Below are 19976 nucleotides of genomic sequence, written 5' to 3' on the forward strand. Positions count from 1 at the left end.
CACTCTGGGTTAGCCCCTAGCCCACAAAGTCGCCCCTGTTTTTCCTGGGGGTCCCTCCGTCCCCGCCGCCGCTGCGACAAATAGCCGCAGCGGCGCCTCTCCCCCTCCGTCCGTCCAGGACATAAAATGGGGCGGATGCCCCCACTCGATCTCACCGCCTCCCTGCAACGTCTCGCCGCCCTGCGCCGGGTGGAGGTCGTCGCCCAGTCCCTGGTCCTGATCCTGGCCGTGGGCTGGATGCGCTACCCCCTGCCCGTGCCGGTGATGGTGGGCGCCATTCTCGCCCTGGCCCTGGCCAACCTCCGCACCGACTGGCAGCTGCGCCGCAGCGCCGGCGTCTCTCCTCGCTGGTTCTTCCTGGAGCTGTGCCTGGATGTGGGAGTTCTTACCCTGCTCCTTTATTTCGCCGGGGGCTCGGCCAATCCCTTCGTCTCCCTCTACCTCATCCCCCTCACCATCGCGGCGGCGGCCCTGCCCTCCCGCCTCACCTGGGCCATGGCGGCGGTAACCCTAGGGGCCTACACCTTCCTCCTCTTTTTCAATCTGCCCCTGCCCGCTCCCCAGGGCGAATTCCAGCGTCTGGACGCCCTCCTGGCCCGGGCCAGCGGCATGCCGGCGGAACACGCCGGGCACAGCGGCGGCTTCGCCCTCCACGTCCTGGGCATGTGGTTCAACTTCCTGGTAAGCGCCCTCATCGTGGCCTATTTTCTTTCCAAGCTGGCGGCCAACCTGCGCCAGCGGGACCAGGAGCTGGCGAAAATCCGGGAACAGGTGCTGCGCCACGAACAGATCCTTTCCCTGGGCACCCTGGCCGCCAGTGCCGCCCACAAGCTGGGCACCCCCCTTTCCACCATGGCCGTGGTACTCCGGGAAATGGAACTGGCCCACGGGCCAACCCAGCCCGAACTGGCAGAAGACCTGGGTCTGCTGAAACAGCAGGTGGGGCAGTGCAAGGACATTCTCTCCAATCTCCTGGCCAATGCGGGGGCCTCCCGCCTCTCCGCCGCCGCTCCGGAGCCCCAACCCCTGGATCGCTGGCTGGCCCAGACCGTGGCGGACTGGCAGCTCCTCCGCCCCCAAATTCCCGTGGTTTGGGAAACCCCCTCGGGCCCGGCGCCCCAGGTCTGCCCGGACCGCACCCTGGAATACGCCCTCACCAACCTGCTAGACAACGCGGCCGATGCCTCGCCCCAGGGGGTCAGCCTGCAATGGGGGCCGGCCCAGGGAACGGAGACCCCGGCCTGGCAGATTCGTATCCTGGACCGGGGCCCGGGCATTTCCCCGGCGGTAGCAGAAAAACTCGGCCGTCCCTTCGTCTCCACCAAGCATCCGGATGGGGAAGGGGCGGGGGGCATGGGCATCGGCTTTTTTCTCACCAACGCCAGCATCGAAAACCTGGGGGGACGGGTGGAATTGCTGCCCCGCCAAGACGGCCCGGGCACCTGCACCCGTATCACCCTGCCCCTGGCCGCCCTCCTGCCCGGCCAGGGAGCCCTGCCGGCCCCAGGGGCCACCTCCCACCATGCCGCCCTCCACCCCTGATCTCATCCACCAAGCCCTAAATCCCATGACTGCGCCACTCTCTGACCCTGACAACGACCGTCCCAGCCTGCTGCTGGCCGATGACGACGAGGTGTTCCGCCGCGTCCTCACCCGGGCCCTGGAACGCCGGGGCTATGGGGTACAGGCCGCCGCCAGCGAGGCGGAAGCCCTGGCTCTGGCGGAAGCCAATCCCCCGGAATATGCGGTCATCGACCTGAAAATGGGCAACGACTCCGGCCTGCATCTGATCGAGCGCCTCGCCGCCCTGGATGCGGGCACCCGCATCGTCATGCTGACCGGCTACGCCAGCATCGCCACCGCCGTGGAAGCCATCAAGCTGGGGGCCACCCACTATCTGGCCAAACCCGCCGATGCGGACGAAATCGTCGCCGCCCTGCACCGCACGGAAGGGGACGCCAGCACCCCGGTGGCGGAAAATCCCCTGCCCGTGGAGCGCCTGGAGTGGGAACACATCCAGAAGGTGCTGGCAGAAAACGGCGGCAACATTTCCGCCACCGCCCGGGCCCTGAAAATGCACCGGCGCACCCTGCAACGCAAACTGGCGAAAAAACCGGTGCACGAATAGGCCCCAAGGCCTAGCCCCGACCCGGCCAGCCCCCCCTCCCCTGCCCCATCTCCGCCCCTCGCCCCTTTCCCTGGGCCTCGGGCCAGGGTATTGTTCCCTGCGCTTCGCCCTCTGCCGCCCCCAGGGGCCCTGAGAAGGCGGGGCTTTTCCTAACCAACTCCCCAATACCATGATCGACTTCTACCAATTCCCCGGCACCTGTTCCCAGGGCGTCTATGTGGCCCTGGAAGAAACGGCCACCCCCTACCGTCCCCATCTGGTCAATCTGCTGGATGGCAGCAGCCACCAGCCCGCCTATCTGGCGGTCAATCCCGCGGGCCAAGTGCCCGCCCTGGGCCTGGAAGACGGCCAGGTGCTCACGGAAGCCGGGGCCATTCTCTTCTGGCTGGGGGAAACCCACCCGGCAGCAGGCCTGCTGCCTAGCGCCCCCCTGGAACGGGCTCGGCTGCTGGAAACCCTGTCCTTCATCAGCTACAGCCTGCACGGCACGGCGGGCAATATCTGGAAACCGGAAAAACTCACCGATGACCCGGCCAGCGCCCCGGCCCTGAAAAGCCACGCCATCCGCCGCTATCTGGCCGCCCTGGCCATCCTGGAAGAACGCCTGGGGGACAAGCCCTGGCTGCTCGGGGATCGGTTCAGCCTGGCCGACTGCCATCTGCTGCCCTTCTGGCACTGGGCCAAGCGCTGGAAACTGGACCTGAGCAATTTGCCCCGGCTGAACGCCTGGCATGCCCGCATGCTGGCCCGGCCCGCCGTGGAAAAAGTGCTGGCGGAAGAAAAGGCCGCCCTCAAAACCCTGCTGGGCAAATGAGTTTGGACGAAACCGCTCCCCAGGCGGAAACCACCGCCCCCATTGACCCGGAAACGGTGCCCGGCTGGAGCCGGGAGGGGCGGCTGCGCCTGGACAAATGGCTGTGGGCCGCCCGCTTTTTCAAGACCCGGGCCCTGGCCCACGCCGCCGTGGAAGGGGGCAAGGTCAAGCTCAACGATGCCCGCCCCAAGCCTTCCCGGGAAGTGGTCGCCGGGGACCGGCTGGAAATCACCCTGGAAACGGAGCACTGGACGGTGGTGGTGGCCGGGCTCAATGAACACCGGCGCCCGGCGCCGGAGGCCCGCCTGCTCTATCGGGAAAGCGCCGAATCGGCTGCCCGCCGGGCGGCGGACGCCCTGGCCCGAAAAGGGGCGCCCCAGGCCGAACATGGGGGCCGCCCCACCAAAAAGGCGCGGCGCCAATGGGAGCGCTGGCAGGAAGGCTGAGGGCGACGCCCCAGGGAGCCCCAACCGGGCCCCTGGAAACACCGAAGTCACCCGGGCGGCACCCTTGCGGGCCTGGCTTTCCTGCCCCGGATTATCTCAGCGGGCTATTTTTCCCGATCCCCGCCACCCCTCCCCAAAAGCTGGTCCGACCCTCCGGAACGCTTTAGCAGAAGCCATCCCAGCCTCAGCGCTTCACCCAGCGCCAGCCCCCATCTCACCGGTAAAGGGCAAAGAAAAAGGGCGGCTAGGCCGCCCTTTTTTTCCGACGTTTGCCCCAACATCACAACACGTAGCGGGACAAATCCTCATCCTGGGATAGTTCCCCCAGGCGGCTTTCCACATAGGCCCGGTCGATGGTCAGGGTTTCGTTCCCCCCCTTGCCGGCGGTAAAAGACACTTCCTCCAGCAGCCGTTCCATCACCGTGTAAAGGCGACGGGCACCGATGTTTTCCGTCTTTTCATTAACCTCGTGGGCAATTTCCGCCAAACGGCGAATACCGTCCGGGGCAAATTCCAGGGTCACCCCTTCCGTGGCCAGCAGGGCCTGATACTGGCGGGTCAGGCAGGCGTCGGTCTGGGTCAGAATGCACTCGAAATCCGCCACGGACAGGGAATCTAACTCCACCCGAATGGGCAGCCGGCCCTGGAGTTCCGGGATTAGATCAGAGGGCTTGGCCAGATGGAAAGCGCCACTGGCAATGAACAGCACATGGTCCGTTTTCACCATGCCGTGCTTGGTGGAAACCGTGGTGCCTTCCACCAGGGGCAGCAAATCTCGCTGCACCCCCTGACGGGACACATCGGCCCCCTGCATTTCGGAGCGGGTGGCGATTTTGTCGATTTCGTCCAGGAAGACGATGCCGTTCTGCTCCACGTTTTTTAAGGCCGCTAGCTTAATTTCCTCGTCATTGACCAGCTTGGCCGCTTCCTCCTCCACCAGGAGCTTCTTAGCCTCGGCGATTTTCAGCTTGCGGGTCTTTTTACGGCCCTGGCCCATGTTCTGGAACATGCCCTGAATCTGGTTGGTCAGCTCTTCCATCCCCGGGGGGGCGAAAATCTCTGCCTGCATAGCGGGGGCGGCCACTTCGATGTCGATTTCCTTGTCGTCCAGTTCCCCTTCCCGGAGCTTTTTGCGGAATTTCTGCCGGGTGGAGGAATCCTCACTGCCCTGGTTTTCCCCGAAAAAGCCCGCGCCCCGGGCGGCAGGCAGCAGGGCGTCCAGAATGCGCTCTTCCGCCCCATCCTCGGCCCGAGCTCGGACCCGCTTCATGGCCTGTTCCCGTTCCCCCTTGATGGCGATTTCCACCAGATCCCGGATGATGGTGTCCACATCCCGGCCCACGTAGCCCACTTCCGTGAATTTGGTGGCTTCCACCTTGATAAAGGGGGCATTGGCCAGCCGGGCCAGGCGCCGGGCGATTTCCGTCTTGCCCACCCCGGTGGGGCCGATCATGAGAATGTTCTTGGGGGTGATTTCCTGGCGCAGGGGCTCAGCCACCTGGGCACGCCGCCAGCGGTTGCGCAGGGCCACGGCCACGGCCTTTTTGGCCGCCGCCTGACCGACGATGTGCTTATCCAGTTCGGAGACGATTTCTTGGGGAGTCATGGTGGACATGGGCAAACCTTTCCCGCCTCCACCCACCGGGCCGCCGGAGCGGAAAGCTCCGCCGCCGGTGGGGCGGCGGCTTAATCCAGAGTTTCTAGGGTGAAATTACGGTTGGTGTAGATGCACAGGTCCCCGGCGATTTCCAGGGATTTGCGCACCACGTCCAGGGGCGGCAGCTCGGTGTTTTCCAGCAGGGCCCGGGCGGCGGACTGGGCGTAGGCGCCACCGGAGCCGATGGCCACAATGCCCTGTTCCGGCTCCAGCACATCCCCGTTGCCGGTGATGATCAGGGAAGCCTCCCGGTCTGCCACGGAGAGCATGGCCTCCAGGCGCCGCAGGGCCCGGTCACTACGCCAGTCCTTGGCCAGTTCCACGGCGGAGCGCACCAGATTGCCCTGGTGCTTTTCCAGCTTGGCTTCGAAGCGTTCAAAGAGGGTAAAGGCGTCCGCCGTACCCCCGGCGAAACCCGCCAGAATCCGATCGTTGTAGAGGCGGCGCACCTTGCGGGCCGTGGCCTTGACCACGATATTGCCCAGGGTCACCTGGCCGTCACCGCCCATGGCCACGGCGTTGCCCCGGCGCACCGAGAGAATGGTGGTGCCGTGATACTGTTCCATGCAATTCCTTATTTTCTGAGAGGCAGGATGCGGGCCACCCCGGTGACCCCCACCAGGGCCAGGAGCTCCGCCACCAGCCGGTTGGCACCCCGCACGAAGACCGCCTTGCCCGCCTGTTTGGCCGGGGTCAGCACATTCACCAGGGCTCCGGCGCTGACAAAGTCGATGCGCACCACGGCGGCAAAATCCACCACCACCGGGTCCCGGGTGGCGGCAAAGTCCTTGAGATCGGGGAAACGCTCATTGCGAATTTCCCCCACACAGCGATACACGTCCCCCTGGACATGGCCCCCTTCCGCCTCTTCCGGGGATTTTTCCGGCGCCTGGCTCTGATCCTGGGGCTGAACCCGGTGGCCGTCCCAGGACGGGGGAGAAACCTCAAAGGTGACGGCGTAATCCACCGCCTTTTCCTCAAAGGCCTCCTGCTGGCCCTGGCGTTGCAGCAGCTCCAGCTGCAACAGCCAGCAATCCGGATCCTGGCGCTGGCCCGGCACCACCTTGGCACTCAGGAGGTGCTCCAGTTGGGCCAGTCCCAGCAGGGCCAGGGGCTGTTTGCGCTTGGCGCTTTGCAGCAGCAAATCCAGGAAGCGGGCCGCCCCTTCGTTGTCCAGGGACTGGACCTTGGATAAATCCAGACGCAGGCGGGCGGACTTTTCCAGGCTGTCCGCCAGAATGCCGAAGGCCGCGTGGTTGTTGCCCACCATATCCCCCCGGAAAACGGCGGCGGGCACCCGGTCCGGCGCCGGACCGGGCACCGCACAGGCGTTATGCCAGGAGGGGGAGGATTTTTCGAAAACCTTGGCAAATTCCAGGCTCAGGGATTCGAAGGATTCCTTCTCCCCAGCCATTTGATACAAATCCAGGAGCATCAGCCACAGGCGTTCCGCCGTGGTGCCGCTGCGGTAGCGGGCCACCGCATCTTCCAGGGTGGAACGGGCGACGCTGTCCTGACCGTTGGCGTAGAGCACCGCCGCCTGTTCCACCACGGATTGGAGGGGGTCCCCTTCGTCTTCCAGGAGAATGCCCCCGTTATCCAGGTCCCCCAGGGACAAGTCGGTGAAATCGGCGGAGGAAAAGCCGTGGGAATCCGTCACCGGCGCCCCCACCCCCTCTTCCCCCACAGCAGGGGCCGACACGGGGGCGCCGGAGGGCGTCACCTCCTGGGCGGCGGGCACCCGCACCACTTTCGCGGCGGGCACCCGGTCATCTTGGGATTTTTTCTTGAACAGCGAGAAAATCATGTCCGACTTTCAAACTGGCACCCGAGGAAAAGGGCGCTTGGGGCTAGGAATTTTGGCACACTCGGCCCGCCGACCGCAACGCGGGCAGGGCTTATCCACCTTGCATTGTGCCAAGGCCAGCGCCCCGGCGCAGCTTTTTTACAGCCCTGCCTCATACCTGACAAAGCAGACCCTTCAGATATTCCCCCTCCGGGAAGGCCAGGGCGATGGGGTGATCCGGGCCGGCGGCCAGGTGGCGCAGGATGCGGGCATCCACTCCCGCGTCCTGGGCGGCCCCGGCGACGATTTTCTGGAACAGGTCCACGCCGATGCCCCCGGAGCAGGAATAGGTGAGCAGATAGCCCCCCGGATTGAGCAGGCGAAAACCCAGGAGATTGATGTCCTTGTAGGCCCGGGCAGCCCGGGCCGCGTGGGCGGCGGAAGGGGCGAACTTGGGCGGGTCCAGGACAATCAGGTCGAAACGCCGCCCCTCCTGGCGCAACTGGCGCAGGGCCTGGAACACATCCGCCTCCCACCATTCCGCCCGCTCGGCGGGCAGGGCCGGATTCAGGGCCACATTGCGCTTGGCCGTGGCCAGGGCCGGGCCAGAGGAATCAATGGACAGCACGGAGGCGGCCCCGCCGGCCAGGGCCTGGAGACTGAAGCCCCCGGTATAGCAGAAGCAGTTGAGCACGGCCTTGTCCGCCGCCAGGGCCCCGGTGAGGCGCCGGTTTTCCCGCTGGTCCAGGTAGAAGCCCGTCTTATGGCCTCCCACCACGTCCACCAGCAGGCGCACCCCGTTTTCCTCGATGCTGATGTCTCCCGCCGGGGCTTCCCCATGGAGCCACCCGGTCACCGCCTTTAAGCCCTCCAGGGCCCGCACGTCCGAATCGGAACGCTCATAGACCCGGGCGCAACCCGTAGCCTGGACCAGGGCGGACACAATGGCTTTGCGCCATTTTTCGCCCCCCGTGGAGGTGAGTTGGAGCACCAGGGTGGCATCCGGCCCCAGGCCGTACTGGTCGCAGATCACCCCGGGCAGGCCGTCCGACTCCCCGTGGAGCAGGCGGATACCCTGCTCCCGGGCCAGTTCGGGCAGGGCCCGGCGGCGAGCCACCGCTTCGCCGATACGACGCTTGAAGAAAACGTCGTCCACGCTCACCCCTTCGGCAAAGGTCCATACCCGGGCCCGGATCTGGGAATCCGGGCTATAGGCCGCCCGGGCCAGAAAGCGCCCGTCGTCCGCCAGCACTTCCACCGTATCCCCGGCCCGGGCCTGGCCCTTGAGACGGCCCACGGAGCCGGCAAAAATCCAGGGATGGCGGCGCAGCAGGGAACGTTCCTTGCCGGGCAGAAGAATCAGTTGGGACATGATGGGGATAATCCAGAGAATAAAGGCCGGAGCAGCGCTCCCGGTTCTGAAGAGTCAGCCGGGCAACGCACAAAGGGGAAGTGTACGGGAAAAGCCCGGCCCCGGGCTAGGGCGACCGGGCCAAGCAGGGGAAAAACCGGAGGATCAGCCCACGCCTGGGGGATAACCAGGCTTGAAGCCGCCTGGCTCAGGAGGTCCGGCCGAGCTCCAAATCGGAGCCAAGGCGGCAAGCGCCCCTCGGTTTTAAGCCCCCAGCCAGCGCTCCACCGCCCAACCGGCCCCATAGGTGACGGCGGCAGCCGCCGCCCCGATGACCAGTTGGCGCAGGCCGGAGAACCACAGGCCCCGGCCGGTAAAGACGGAAATCCCGGCGCCGATGAGGAACAGGCCCAAAGCGCTGGCCAAAGCGCTGCCCAGCACGGCGCCGCTGCCATGGAGCACCAGGAGGGGCAACACGGGCAGCAGGGCCCCCACCACAAAGACCAGGAAGGAGGTCACCGCCGCCAGCCGGGCCGAGCCCCCCAGATCGTCCGGATTAATGCCCAGTTCTTCCCGGGTCAGGGTATCCAGGGCCGTATCCGGATTGCGGATCACCCGGGCGGCAATGGTGTTGGCCTCTTCGGCGCTAAAGCCCTTGGCCTGGTAGATCAGGCTCAGTTCCGTCTGCTCTTCCTCGGGCACCTGGGCCAGTTCCTCCGCCTCGGCGGCGATCTGGTGGGCGTACATTTCCCGGGAGCTTTGCACCGACACCCATTCCCCCATGGCCATGGAGCAGGCTCCGGCCAGCATCCCGGCCAGCCCGGCCGCGGCCACGGCGCCGGAGGAAAACTGGGCCCCCGCCACCCCCATCACCAGGCTGAGGGTGGACACCAGACCATCATTGGCCCCCAGCACGGCGGCCCGCAGGGCGTTGCCGCCCCCGGCTCCGTGCCGCCCTTCGATGCGGGCATAGGCGCTGCCGTCCCACCGGCCTTCGTGGCTGCCCACGGCCATGCGGGTGAGGAGGCGGGCATGGGAACGTTCCTCGTCGGGGAGACGGGTGTCCTGGGCTTCCTTCTGATCGTCGTAATTACCCTGATCCTGGGCTTCCTGGGCCGCCACGGTGGGCAGCACGGAGGCGGCCCCCAGGCGCCGGGCGGCCCAGATCAGCACCTTGGCCCGCCAGCCCGGATGGAGCCTGGGCAGTCGGGCCCCAGCCTGTTCCAGGCGGTGGCGCCAGAATGCCACGTGGGCTTCCTCCGCCTCCGCCAGACGCCGGTAAATGGTGGCCAACTCCGCCTTGGGCTCCACTGCCGCCATGGCCCGGTAGAGGGCGGCACTATCCACTTCGGCCTGGAGGTTGCGGCGGTAGCGTTGCAGGTCTTCCGGGGTGGGGGCGGTCACGGCTTGTCCTTGGCTTTACGTTTGGCCCGGGGGTGGGCGGCGTCATAGACCTGGGCCAGATGCTGGAAATCCAGGTGGGTATAGACCTGGGTGGAAGCGATGCTGGCGTGGCCGAGCATCTCCTGCACTGCCCGCAAATCCCCGGAGGACTGGAGCACGTGGGAGGCGAAGGAGTGGCGCAGCATGTGGGGATGGACCCGGGAGGGCAGGCCCTGATGCACGGCCCGCTGGGCCAGCCGGGCCTCAATGCCCCGGGGAGAAAGGCGGCCCCCCCGGTGATTGACGAACAGGGCCGTTTCCCCGGGGGCCGCCAGCACGGGGCGTTCCACGGCCCAGCGGGCAATGGCTTGACGGGCCTTGCTGCCCACGGGCACCAGGCGCAGCTTGCTGCGCTTGCCCAGCACCCGCACTTCCCCGGCGGCCACGTCTTCCAGGCAATCCACATTGAGACCGGCCAGTTCCGCCAAACGCAGGCCGGAGGAGTAGAAAAGCTCGAACATGGCCTGATCCCGGGCCTCCAGGGGCGTCTCCACCGGGGCATCCAGAAGCTGGGCGGCCTGATCTGGAGAGAGCACCTGGGGCAGGGCCTTGGGGCTTTTGGGCGCCCGAATGCCGTCCACCGGATTTTTGCTCACCAGCCCCCGCCCCCCCAGCCAGCGGTAAAAGCCCCGCCAGGCGGAGAGGGTACGGGCGATGGAGCGACCGGAAAGGCCCCGGCCATGGATCTGGCCCATGAAACGGCGCAACTGGAGGCCCTGGAGCCGGACCAGGGACACCGGGGGCTGGGCCTCCCGGGCCAGGGCCAGGAGGGCCGCCAGATCCCGGCCATAGCCGGCCACGGTCAAGGGGGACTGGCGGCGCTGATCCGTCAGTTCCGCCAGATAGGCGTCCACCAATTCCTGGTCCGTCATGAGGACGCCCCTCCCGCCTTCCGCCCCGCCTTAAGCCAGCGTCAGGCTCAGGCCGGGCGCAGGGCCCGGCTGATGGCGGCGGAAACCAGTTCCCCCAGCCGTTCCAGGTAGAGGGTGCCCATGTCGGAATAAAAGCGCTGGGGATCTTCGCTGCCCAGGGCCACCATGCCGAAGGTGCCATCCCCCTTTTGCAGGGCGATCAGGGCCTGGGAGCGGATCTGGGGCGAGGCTTCGCCAAACCAGGTGGAGGTCTCGAAGCCGGAGGTGGTACCGCAATAGGGCCGGGAAAGGGTTTCGGCAAAGACCTGGAGTTCCTCGGACACGGCGGCGAATTCGGGCAATTCCCCCACTCCCTGGGGCTGATCCCAGAGGCGCAGGGCCACGTGGGGTACGGCGAAATCCTCTTCCAGGTGGAAATCCAGCACATGGATCACCGCCTGGAAGGTGGACGCGGCCACCAAGCCCACAGCCAGGCGGTGCATTTTTTCGCTGATGGCGTCGTTATCCTCGCCAAACTGGATCAGTTCCCCCAGCTTGCCCGCCAGGGCCTTGTTCTTTTCCCGCAGGTCGATCATCTGCCGTTCGGTAATGGAAATGGTCCGGCCACCGTGGGGATGGGGCAGCACCAACCGGGTCAGCAGGTCCGGGTGTTCTTCGAAAAACTCCGGGCTCTCCAGCAGGTACTGGGCCACTTCGTCGCTGTTCAGGCTCATAGATCGATTTCTCCGCTAAAAACGGTGACCGCCGGGCCGGTCATGAGCACCGGAGTGCCCGCCCCCGCCCAGGCAATGGAAAGTTCGCCGCCCCGGGTGCTCACCCGCACCGGGGAATCCAAAAGGCCCCGGCGGATGCCGGACACCACGGCGGCGCAGGCGCCGGTGCCGCAGGCCAGGGTTTCCCCGGCGCCCCGCTCATAGACCCGGAGCTTGATGTGATGCCGGTCCTGGACCGCCATAAAGCCCGCGTTCACCCGTTGGGGAAAGCGGAGATGGGATTCGATGAGGGGACCTTCCTCCGTCACCGGATGCCGATCCACGTTCTCCACCACCTGCACGGCGTGGGGGTTGCCCATGGACACGGCGCCGATCTCCACGGTCCGGTCCCCCACCTTAAGGGGCTGGACCGGGGCATCCGTATCGCTGACAAAGGGAATGCGGGCCGGTTCAAAGATCGGGACGCCCATATCCACGGTCACCAGACCGTCCGCCTCCAGACGGGGGCCGATGACTCCGGCTTGGGTTTCCACCCGGATTTCGGACTTGGCGGTAAGGCCCTGGTCATGGACAAAGCGGACAAAACAGCGGGCGCCATTGCCACACTGCTCCACCTCGCCCCCGTCGGCGTTGAAAATCCGGTAGCGGAAATCCACCCCCGGCTGACGGGCCGGCTCCACCAGCAGCAGCTGGTCGCAGCCCACGCCGAAATGGCGATCCGCCAAAAAGCGGATCTGCTCCCGGGTCAGATGAACGGACTGACGCACCCCGTCGATCACGACAAAGTCGTTACCCAGGCCGTGCATCTTGGAAAATTTAAGCTTCATGATGGGAATTCGCTGTTATTAGGCGCAAGCCGCCGTTTGCAAAGGCTTGGCCATTATAAAGTCATCCATGACGAAGCCGTGGCCGATGTCACGGCACACTGCCGCCCGCTGCCGGAAACCGTAGGCCCGATAGGCCGCCAGGGCCCGGGTATTGCCCTTATTTACCGCCAGCACCAGGGTTTGCCCTCCCGCCTCCCGGGCCGTGGCGGCGGCCCAATCCACCAGGGCCCGGCCCACACCCCGGCCCTGGGCCTGGGGATGGACGTAGAGCTTGTCCAGCTTGAATTCCCCGGGAGTATCCGTGGTTTCCAGGCAGGCAAAGCCCACCATGGCATCCTCCAGACCAGCCGTCATCCAGCACACGGTCCAGCCCGGGCCGGGGGCACCAGCCTGGGCGGCCAAATCCCGGGGCTGGTAGCGCTCCGCCAGCATGTGGTCGATCTGGGCCTGGGGAATCAGGGCCGAATAGGTGTCCTGCCACACCACCCGGGCCAGGGCGATAAGCTCGGGCACCCGGTCCGGAGCTAGGGGCGCCAGATTCAGGGAGGAAGGGGTAGGGGCGGAGACAGCAGAGGAAACGGCGGTCATGGGCAGAAAAAGGTCGAAACTGGAGACAGAACCAGGAAGCCCCCATCTTACCCCCGCCCGAAGGGGGCGCTGCCCCGGGACTTAGGGGTAAAAGCGGGCTTCCCCGGGGGGACGGGTCTTGAAGCGCTTATGCAGCCAATAATATTGGGCCGGACACTGGCGCACCCGGGCTTCGATAAAGGCATTCATGCGCCGGGTGTCGGCATTAAGGTCCGGCCCCGGATAGTCCTCCCAGGGGGCTTCCAGGGTCACCCGATAGCCCTGGGGGGTCATCCGGGTCAGGCAGGGCAGCACCCGGGCATGGGCCAGCTTGGCGAGCCGGGGCACCCCGGTGATGGTCGCCGCAGGGGTACCGAAAAAGGGCACGAAAATGGCATCCCGGGGGCCGAAATCCAGGTCCGGCAGGTAATAGAAGGGACGACCGGAGGCCAGGCCCCTCACCGCCTTACGCAGGCCGTCCAGGCGGGAAAGAAGCTGGGGCTGGTTGAAGCGCATACGCCCGGCGTAGAGAGCGGCGTCGAAGACCAGATTTTTCTGGTTGGCGTACACCGACAGCATGGGCATTTCCAGGGTGAGCCGGGTCCAGCCCGCGTCCAAGCCGACAAAATGGGGACTGAGGAGTATCACCGGCGTTCCGTCGGTAGGCAGATGTTCCAGGCCTTCCAACTGGATCAGGCGGCGCAAACGCGCTGGCGAGGCCCACCAGAGCAGGCTCCGGTCCAGAAAAGACTGGCCGAAGGCGATGAAGTGCTGCAAGGCCAGGCGGCGCCGCGCCTCGGGTGCCAACTCGGGGAAACACAAGCCCAGGTTGGTGAGGGCCACCCGGCGCCGTTCCCGGCCCAGGACATAGAGCAGACGGCCAAAACCGGCCCCCAGGGCCCGCAGCCAAGCCAGGGGCAGAAAATGGAGGAGCCAGAGCAGGCCCACGGCCAGCCGGGTCATGGCCGCTCCTCCCCCACCGGGGCGGAGGCCCCGCCCTCCCTGGAAGGGGATCGCCCAGTCTCCATGGCCGCCGGCGCCACATGCCAGCCGGAGGCGGGCGCGGGACTTGGGGACAGGGCCCCGGCGGGGGGCGGCTCGGCGCCGGAGGGCCGCTTGTAACGGTTATAGCCCCACAGGTACTGGCTCGGACATTGGCGAATCAGGCCTTCCAGCTCCTGGTTGATCTGGGCCGCCCGAACTTCCGTGGAGCCCTCCAGAGGGTGGAGGGTTTCCTGAAGATGGAGATGGAAGCCCCGCCCTCCGGGCAGGCGCTCCGCGTAGGCCAGCAGCACCCGGGCGCCGGTTTCCGAAAGACGGGCGGCCAGGGTCATGGTGTAGGCGGGGCGACCAAAGAAATCCAGCCATTTGCCTTCCCCGGCTCCCGGCGCCTGGTCCGGCAGCATGCCCACCGCTTCCTTGCGCTTTAAGGCGCGGAGCAGGTGGCGCACCCCGGAGAGGTCGGCGGGGGCCAGTTGCAGCCGCTGATCCCGGGCCCGGCCCTGGACGATCAGGGGTTCCAGCCAGGCCTGTTTGGGGGGCCGGTAGAGCACCGTAATGGGGGATTCGGGACGGCAATGGGCGGCGTAATACTGGGCGGTCACCTCGAAGCAGCCCAGGTGGGGGGTGAGGAAAATAATGCCCCGGCCTTCGGCCCAGGCCGCTTCCACCAGCTCCCAGCCGGTCACCCGGACCACCCGGCCCGCCGCTTCTTCCAGGGGCCGCAGCCAGACCTTGGGCAATTCCAGCATGCCTTTACCCGCTTCGGCCACCGCCTGGGGCACCAGCCGGGCCGCCGCCTCCGGGGCGTAGGCCAGGGCCAGGTTTTCTTCCAGATGGGCCCGGTAGACGGGGGACAGGCGATAGGCCAGGCGGCCCACCAGGGCCCCCAGGGCGTGAAGCCAGGAAAGGGGCAGAAGGGAAAGGATACGGAACAGAGCGGCCAAGGGAGTGTCTCAGTACCAGGTCGCCCTGGTTTGACCCGGGGCGGGTGAAAAATTAGAATTATCGCGCCGCCGAGTTAATCAGGACAACTTGCAGGGCGGATCAAAAATTCTGCTAAAGCGTCGCCTGCTCCTCCCCCCGAGCGGTAACGCCATCCACCACAACAAAAGGGGAGAGGAGTATTTATCTTGGCAAAAGAGTTTCTGTTTACCTCGGAATCCGTTTCCGAAGGCCATCCGGACAAGGTCGCTGACCAGATTTCCGATTCCGTGCTGGACGCCATTCTGGCGGAAGACCCCAAGGGCCGGGTCGCCTGCGAAACCCTGGTATCCACCGGTCTGGTGGTCATGTCCGGGGAAATCACCACCAAAGCCAACATCAATTACCGGGACATCGCCCAGGAAGCGGTGCGGCGCATTGGTTACACCGATTCGGAAATCGGCTTCGACTACAAGTCCTGCGCCATTCTGGTGGCCATCAACAAGCAATCCCCGGACATCGCCCAGGGGGTGAATGAAGGGGAAGGCCTGGATCTGGACCAGGGTGCCGGCGACCAGGGGCTGATGTTCGGCTATGCCTGCAACGAAACCCCGTCCCTCATGCCCCTGCCCATCTACTACGCCCACCGCATCATGCAGCGTCAGGCCGAGGTGCGCAAGGATGGTCGCCTGCCCTGGCTGCGTCCCGACGCCAAGAGCCAGCTCACGGTGAAATACGTGGACGGTAAGCCGGTGGCCATCGACACCGTGGTGGTTTCCACCCAGCACAGCCCGGAAGTCTCCCACGCCCAGATTACCGAAGCGGTGGTAGAAGAAATCATCAAGCCCGTGCTGCCCCCGGAATTGCTCAACGGCAACACCCGCTACCTGATCAACCCCACCGGCCGGTTCGTAGTGGGCGGTCCCCACGGGGACTGCGGCCTCACCGGGCGCAAGATCATTGTGGACACCTACGGCGGTGCCGCCCACCACGGCGGCGGCGCTTTTTCCGGCAAGGATCCTTCCAAGGTGGACCGCTCCGCCGCCTACGCGGGCCGCTATGTGGCCAAGAACATCGTGGCCGCCGGTCTGGCGGACAAGTGCGAAGTCCAGGTAGCCTATGCCATCGGCGTGGCCAAGCCCGTTTCCCTGATGGTGAATACCTTCGGCACGGGCAAGATCGCCGATGAAAAAATTGTGGAACTGGTGGGCCGTCACTTCGACCTGCGTCCCAAGGGCATTATCCAAACCCTGGACCTGCTCCGCCCCATCTACGCCAAAACCGCCGCCTACGGCCACTTCGGTCGGGAAGAGCCGGAATTCACCTGGGAAGCCACGGACAAGGCGGCTGCCCTGCGGGCCGACGCGGGCCTATAATCCGGGGCGCGCCTGCGCCATACTGCTTTTGTCGTAGCTCAGACGCCCAGCCACCCGCTGGGCGTTTTTGTATCCGCCCACCCGGCGGCCGCCACCGGGCCCCAAGCCCCGCCTGTTCTTTTGCAAAGGTCAAACAACAATATGCCGGTCCAACTCGTCGCCGCCACGCCTTCCGCCTATGCCTTTCCCCTGCTCATCAAGCACCTGCTCCACTCGGCCCTGACCCAGCATCCGGATCAGGAAATCGTTTACCGGGACAAGGTGCGCCACACCTACCGGGATCTGGAACAGCGCATCGGCCGGCTGGCCAACGGTCTGGCCGGGCTGGGGGTGGAAGCGGGCAAGACGGTGGCCATCATGGACTGGGACAGCCACCGCTATTTGGAATGTTTTTTTGCCGTGCCCATGATGGGGGCGGTGCTGCAAACGGTGAATGTGCGCCTCACTCAGGACCAGCTCCTGTACACCCTGAACCACGCCCGGGCCGACGTGCTTCTGGTCAATAGCGAATTCCTGCCCCTCCTGGCCGCCTTTGCGGACAAGCTGGAAACGGTGAAGACCCTGGTACTGATCCACGGAGATCAGGCCGGGGAAAGCAAGGCGGGCCTGGACCTGCCCTTCGCCACGGATTACGAAACCCTGCTGGCCCAGTCTTCCCCGGACTACGATTTCCCTGACTTTGACGAAAACGCCAAGGCCACCACCTTCTACACCACCGGCACCACGGGCTTGCCCAAGGGGGTCTATTTCAGCCATCGCCAGCTGGTGTTGCACAGCCTTTCCGCGGCCACCGCCCTGGGCACCGCCGCCCGCCAGGGGCGCCTGCACCGGGACGACGTGTACATGCCCATCACCCCCATGTTCCACGTGCATGCCTGGGGCCTGCCCTACGTGGCCACCATGCTGGGCCTGAAACAGGTCTATCCGGGCCGCTACCAGGCGGACATGCTCCTCAAGCTGCGCCGGGAGGAAAAGGTGAGCTTTTCCCACTGCGTCCCCACGGTGCTGCACATGATCCTCAACCATCCCCACGCCAAGGACACGGACCTGTCCGGCTGGAAGGTGATGATCGGCGGCTCCGCCTTGGCCCAGGCCCTCGCCTGTACGGCCCTGGCCCGGGGCATGGACCTCTTTACCGGCTACGGCATGTCGGAAACCTGCCCCATCCTCACCATCGCCCACCTCCCCAGCGACCTGGTGGATGCCCCGGCGGAGGAGCAGGCGGTGTACCGGGCCAAGACCGGCCTCACCCTGCCCCTGGTGGATTTGCGCCTGACCGACCCCAACATGGGGGAACTGCCCCGGGACGGCCAGACCACGGGGGAAGTGGTGGTGCGCTCCCCCTGGCTCACCCAGGGCTACCTCCACGCTCCGGAAGCCTCGGAGGAGTTGTGGGAAGGGGGCTACCTGCACACCGCCGACATCGGTTTTATGGACGCCCAGGGCTGGCTGCAAATCACGGACCGGATCAAGGACGTGATCAAAACCGGCGGGGAATGGACCTCCTCCCTGCAACTGGAAGACATCGTGGGCCAACACCCGGCGGTCCATGAAGTGGCCGTGGTGGGGGTGCGGGACGACAAGTGGGGGGAACGGCCCCTGGCCCTGGTGGTGTTAAAGCCGGAATGGGAAGGCAAAATCACCGCCCACACCATCCGCAACTTCGCCGCCCACGCAGCGGAAGTGCAAGGCGTCACCCGCTACGGGGTGCTGATCCAGGTGAGCTTCGTCAAAACCCTGGCCCGCACCAGCGTGGGCAAAATCAACAAGCGCCAGATCCGGGAAGATTTGTCCAAGGCCAAGGGCTAAGACCGCCGGCCTATCGGACTTCCGGGTAACCTACCGCCGAACCTTCCGCATAGGGCATCCGGCCGCCCAGGGCCGCGGGAAGCCAATTTCCCTTCACCCCGCCGCAAGAATGGCTTCCAGCTTGGCTCTCCCGCCCGGCAAAAGTAAGAAGCCCGTCTTTCTTCCCTCTCCGGGCAGAAAAGAAAAGGGGCCGAATGGCCCCTTCATTGCAGCGATTGGGCCGCCCCGGGCGGCCTGCCTCACACCCGGTACTGGCCCACCACCTGACGCATGGCGCCAGCCAGTTCGTCCAGATGCCGGGCCGTGTCCGCCGTGGCGGCCGCCGCGGCGCTGTTTTCTTCCGTCATCTGGGCGATCCGTTCCACCTGCTGGGCAATGCTGGTGCTGGCCACGCTTTGTTCCCGAATGGCTTCGCTGATTTCCCCCACCCGGGCTTCCGTGTCCTGGGACACCTGGCTGATTTCCCGGATCGAGTCGCTGGCCTGGGCGGTACGGGCCACGCCGCTTTCCACCTGATCCACCGCCGCCCGCATGCCTTCGGCGGCGCTCTTGGCGCTGGTCTGCATGGAACCGATGGTGGAGGCGATTTCCTGGGTGGAAGAGGCGGTGCGTTCCGCCAGCTTGCGCACCTCGTCAGCCACCACGGCAAAGCCCCGGCCCGCTTCCCCGGCCCGAGCCGCCTCGATGGCCGCATTCAGAGCCAGGAGATTGGTCTGATCCGCCACTTCCCGAATCACCGCCACCACCGTATTCACCTTGGCGCTGTCCTGATCCAGCAGATCGATGTGTTCGGCGGCGCTGCGCACCACCTGGGCGATGCCGTTGATGTCTTCCACCGTATGGCCGATCACCTCCGCCCCTTCGGTAGCCACCTGGCCGGAACGCACGGCCAGCTGGTTGGTTTCCCCGGCCCGGTCCGCCACGTGGGTGACGCTCACGGTCATTTCTTCCACCGTGGCCGCCATGCTGGCCGCCGCATCGCTTTGCTGGGAGGAACTGACGGACACCTGCTGGGCCGCCGTAGCCATCTGGGCGGCGGCGTCGGACACTTCGGAGGCGTGCTTGGTAATGTCGGACAGGCTTTGCTGCATCCGGTCCAGCAACCGGTTGAAGGCCGCCGCCATAGCGGAAATTTCGTCCTTACCCGTGACCGGCACCCGGCGGGTGAAATCCAGCTCGCTTTCCACCTCTTCCACCAGCCGTTCCACGGCCACCAGGGGCCCTTCCACCCGACGGTAGGTCATGACCCCCATGACAATGGAAAATGCCGCCGCCAGACCGATAACCCCGAGCAGCAGAATAATGCTGTTGTGGTAATCCGCCGCCGAAGCCTGGGCCACTTTCCCGGTCAGGGAAGCCTCATAGGCCAGCAGGTTATTGACCGCCTGCATCATGGCCTTGATCTGGGCCCCATGGCTCAGAATCATCTCCCGGGCCGCCTCGTTTTTACCGTCATTGGACAGGGCCAGGGCCTGGTCCACCAGGGCGAAATAACGGCTCACCTGGGTATTGGCTTCCTGCAACAGGGCCCGGTCCTGGTCATCCAGGGGACGCTGGCGCCCCACCTTATCCAGGAAAGACTTGCGGGCTTCCTGGATGGATGCCATGACGGCCGCCTTGCGGGTGGTGTCAGTGACCAGGATATGGGTCAGCACCAGGGAACGGCTTTCAAACAACTGGGCCGCCGCCCCGTCCGTGCCAATGACGCTGGGCATGACCGATTCGTTAATTTCATTGAGGCGCCCGTCCAGGCGACCCGCCGTATCCAGGGCCACCCAGCCGAGTATGGCCAGGGCAATGAGGGAAGTACAAACCAGCAGAATGAGACGTTTGGCGACCGACATGGGGAACTCCGTAAGGCTGAAGGACAAAAGGGGCCGGGGCCCCACTCTGGCGCTATGTTTTTTATCGCGGTCCCGGATCTGCGCCGGGAGGCTGGCCGCCAGTTGGTCAACTTCCCTGTCACCAGGATCACTACTGTTGGCGATATTTTATCGGACAACGGCATATTACTTCATATTACTTTTGTATTAGATTGTAACTTGCACTTCTCCCCCAAGCCAGAAGAGCCAAGTTATAATGGCCGTCCTCCGAGGAGCGCTGCGAGATTATTGATCCCAGGCTCGGAGTTCCTGGCCACGGGCAGTCGCCCTGGTTGTAACAACGGCGCTCACCTGTTCAACCCTGCCGGCGCGGGGTGCAGCGTGAGTCCGCGTGAGTTCCTTATCTCCCGGTCCCCTGCTTCCCGTTTGTCCGGCTTCCGA

Annotated in this window: 18 protein-coding genes and 1 riboswitch; of the genes, 6 read left to right on the forward strand and 12 right to left on the reverse strand. The window is 65.6% G+C overall.

Going from position 1 to position 19976, the window contains the following annotated elements; genetic code table 11:
- Positions 1-135 precede the first annotated feature (135 nt).
- From Azoinq_RS05605 to Azoinq_RS05620, 4 genes are all read left to right on the forward strand, one after another.
- The gene (locus Azoinq_RS05605) at positions 136-1542 is read left to right on the forward strand and encodes an ATP-binding protein (protein ID WP_232368569.1); all 1407 of its coding nucleotides are present in this window, start codon (positions 136-138) and stop codon (positions 1540-1542) included.
- Between the two features lie 25 nt (positions 1543-1567).
- A complete protein-coding gene (locus Azoinq_RS05610; protein ID WP_216131252.1) occupies positions 1568-2128 on the forward strand; it encodes a response regulator transcription factor in 561 nt (186 codons plus the stop codon).
- A 169-nt stretch (positions 2129-2297) separates the two neighbouring features.
- On the forward strand, positions 2298-2942 hold the full coding sequence (locus Azoinq_RS05615; protein ID WP_216131249.1) for a glutathione S-transferase family protein: 645 nt from the start codon (positions 2298-2300) through the stop codon (positions 2940-2942).
- Complete coding sequence (locus Azoinq_RS05620; protein ID WP_216131246.1) at positions 2939-3388, forward strand: RNA-binding S4 domain-containing protein; 450 nt, start codon at positions 2939-2941, stop codon at positions 3386-3388. Before Azoinq_RS05615 ends, Azoinq_RS05620 begins: the two co-directional genes overlap by 4 nt.
- A 280-nt stretch (positions 3389-3668) precedes the next feature.
- Here the strand turns inward: Azoinq_RS05620 and hslU are convergent, their stop codons facing one another.
- The 11 genes from hslU to Azoinq_RS05675 all read right to left on the reverse strand — a co-directional run bounded on the left by hslU (position 3669) and on the right by Azoinq_RS05675 (position 14550).
- On the reverse strand, positions 3669-5003 hold the full coding sequence (hslU, locus tag Azoinq_RS05625) for an ATP-dependent protease ATPase subunit HslU (protein WP_216131243.1): 1335 nt from the start codon (positions 5001-5003) through the stop codon (positions 3669-3671).
- Between the two features lie 71 nt (positions 5004-5074).
- Positions 5075-5611, reverse strand: coding sequence for an ATP-dependent protease subunit HslV (gene hslV / locus Azoinq_RS05630; protein ID WP_216131240.1), 537 nt, complete (start codon positions 5609-5611; stop codon positions 5075-5077).
- Between the two features lie 8 nt (positions 5612-5619).
- Entirely contained in the window at positions 5620-6852 is a 1233-nt protein-coding gene (locus Azoinq_RS05635; protein ID WP_216131237.1) for an STAS domain-containing protein, read from the reverse strand.
- 151 nt (positions 6853-7003) lie between these two features.
- Positions 7004-8203, reverse strand: coding sequence for a class I SAM-dependent rRNA methyltransferase (locus Azoinq_RS05640; protein WP_216131234.1), 1200 nt, complete (start codon positions 8201-8203; stop codon positions 7004-7006).
- 243 nt (positions 8204-8446) lie between these two features.
- On the reverse strand, positions 8447-9586 hold the full coding sequence (locus Azoinq_RS05645; protein ID WP_232368570.1) for a VIT1/CCC1 transporter family protein: 1140 nt from the start codon (positions 9584-9586) through the stop codon (positions 8447-8449).
- Entirely contained in the window at positions 9583-10497 is a 915-nt protein-coding gene (gene xerC, locus Azoinq_RS05650; RefSeq protein ID WP_216131231.1) for a tyrosine recombinase XerC, read from the reverse strand. The genes Azoinq_RS05645 and xerC overlap by 4 nt, the downstream gene beginning before the upstream one ends.
- A gap of 47 nt (positions 10498-10544) precedes the next feature.
- Positions 10545-11210 carry a DUF484 family protein gene (locus Azoinq_RS05655; protein ID WP_216131228.1) on the reverse strand — a complete coding sequence of 222 codons (666 nt, stop codon included), beginning with the start codon at positions 11208-11210 and terminating at the stop codon, positions 10545-10547.
- A complete protein-coding gene (gene dapF, locus Azoinq_RS05660) occupies positions 11207-12037 on the reverse strand; it encodes a diaminopimelate epimerase (RefSeq protein WP_216131225.1) in 831 nt (276 codons plus the stop codon). The genes Azoinq_RS05655 and dapF overlap by 4 nt, the downstream gene beginning before the upstream one ends.
- A gap of 18 nt (positions 12038-12055) precedes the next feature.
- Entirely contained in the window at positions 12056-12625 is a 570-nt protein-coding gene (locus tag Azoinq_RS05665) for a GNAT family N-acetyltransferase (RefSeq protein ID WP_216131223.1), read from the reverse strand.
- 81 nt (positions 12626-12706) lie between these two features.
- Positions 12707-13567 (reverse strand): LpxL/LpxP family acyltransferase, encoded by an 861-nt coding sequence (locus tag Azoinq_RS05670; RefSeq protein ID WP_216131220.1) that lies wholly within the window; start codon positions 13565-13567, stop codon positions 12707-12709.
- Complete coding sequence (locus Azoinq_RS05675; RefSeq protein ID WP_216131217.1) at positions 13564-14550, reverse strand: lysophospholipid acyltransferase family protein; 987 nt, start codon at positions 14548-14550, stop codon at positions 13564-13566. Before Azoinq_RS05675 ends, Azoinq_RS05670 begins: the two co-directional genes overlap by 4 nt.
- Positions 14551-14736: 186 nt before the next feature.
- Between Azoinq_RS05675 and metK the strand changes: the two genes are divergently transcribed.
- Both metK and Azoinq_RS05685 read left to right on the forward strand, forming a co-directional pair.
- Positions 14737-15903: a methionine adenosyltransferase gene (metK, locus tag Azoinq_RS05680; protein WP_216131214.1), complete on the forward strand. Its 1167-nt coding sequence runs from the start codon at positions 14737-14739 to the stop codon at positions 15901-15903.
- 141 nt (positions 15904-16044) lie between these two features.
- On the forward strand, positions 16045-17712 hold the full coding sequence (locus tag Azoinq_RS05685; RefSeq protein WP_216131209.1) for a fatty acid--CoA ligase: 1668 nt from the start codon (positions 16045-16047) through the stop codon (positions 17710-17712).
- A 239-nt stretch (positions 17713-17951) separates the two neighbouring features.
- On the opposite strand, the gene Azoinq_RS05690 is transcribed toward Azoinq_RS05685, so the two are convergent.
- On the reverse strand, positions 17952-19556 hold the full coding sequence (locus Azoinq_RS05690) for a methyl-accepting chemotaxis protein (protein ID WP_216131206.1): 1605 nt from the start codon (positions 19554-19556) through the stop codon (positions 17952-17954).
- Between the two features lie 242 nt (positions 19557-19798).
- Positions 19799-19891, forward strand: a riboswitch (S-adenosyl-L-homocysteine riboswitch).
- Positions 19892-19976: the final 85 nt, after the last annotated feature.

It is taken from the genome of Azospira inquinata (assembly GCF_018905915.1).
Classification (GTDB): Bacteria; Pseudomonadota; Gammaproteobacteria; order Burkholderiales; family Rhodocyclaceae; genus Azospira; species Azospira inquinata.

Coding starts and splice junctions, on each gene's coding strand:
- Azoinq_RS05665 (WP_216131223.1), bottom strand. CDS start 12,625: ATGACCGCCGTTTCCTCTGCTGTCTCCGCCCCTACCCCTTCCTCCCTG.
- Azoinq_RS05690 (WP_216131206.1), bottom strand. CDS start 19,556: ATGTCGGTCGCCAAACGTCTCATTCTGCTGGTTTGTACTTCCCTCATT.
- Azoinq_RS05685 (WP_216131209.1), top strand. CDS start 16,045: ATGCCGGTCCAACTCGTCGCCGCCACGCCTTCCGCCTATGCCTTTCCC.
- Azoinq_RS05640 (WP_216131234.1), bottom strand. CDS start 8,203: ATGTCCCAACTGATTCTTCTGCCCGGCAAGGAACGTTCCCTGCTGCGC.
- Azoinq_RS05615 (WP_216131249.1), top strand. CDS start 2,298: ATGATCGACTTCTACCAATTCCCCGGCACCTGTTCCCAGGGCGTCTAT.
- dapF (WP_216131225.1), bottom strand. CDS start 12,037: ATGAAGCTTAAATTTTCCAAGATGCACGGCCTGGGTAACGACTTTGTC.
- Azoinq_RS05635 (WP_216131237.1), bottom strand. CDS start 6,852: ATGATTTTCTCGCTGTTCAAGAAAAAATCCCAAGATGACCGGGTGCCC.
- Azoinq_RS05605 (WP_232368569.1), top strand. CDS start 136: ATGCCCCCACTCGATCTCACCGCCTCCCTGCAACGTCTCGCCGCCCTG.
- Azoinq_RS05620 (WP_216131246.1), top strand. CDS start 2,939: ATGAGTTTGGACGAAACCGCTCCCCAGGCGGAAACCACCGCCCCCATT.
- Azoinq_RS05610 (WP_216131252.1), top strand. CDS start 1,568: ATGACTGCGCCACTCTCTGACCCTGACAACGACCGTCCCAGCCTGCTG.
- Azoinq_RS05655 (WP_216131228.1), bottom strand. CDS start 11,210: ATGAGCCTGAACAGCGACGAAGTGGCCCAGTACCTGCTGGAGAGCCCG.
- hslU (WP_216131243.1), bottom strand. CDS start 5,003: ATGTCCACCATGACTCCCCAAGAAATCGTCTCCGAACTGGATAAGCAC.
- Azoinq_RS05670 (WP_216131220.1), bottom strand. CDS start 13,567: ATGACCCGGCTGGCCGTGGGCCTGCTCTGGCTCCTCCATTTTCTGCCC.
- xerC (WP_216131231.1), bottom strand. CDS start 10,497: ATGACGGACCAGGAATTGGTGGACGCCTATCTGGCGGAACTGACGGAT.
- hslV (WP_216131240.1), bottom strand. CDS start 5,611: ATGGAACAGTATCACGGCACCACCATTCTCTCGGTGCGCCGGGGCAAC.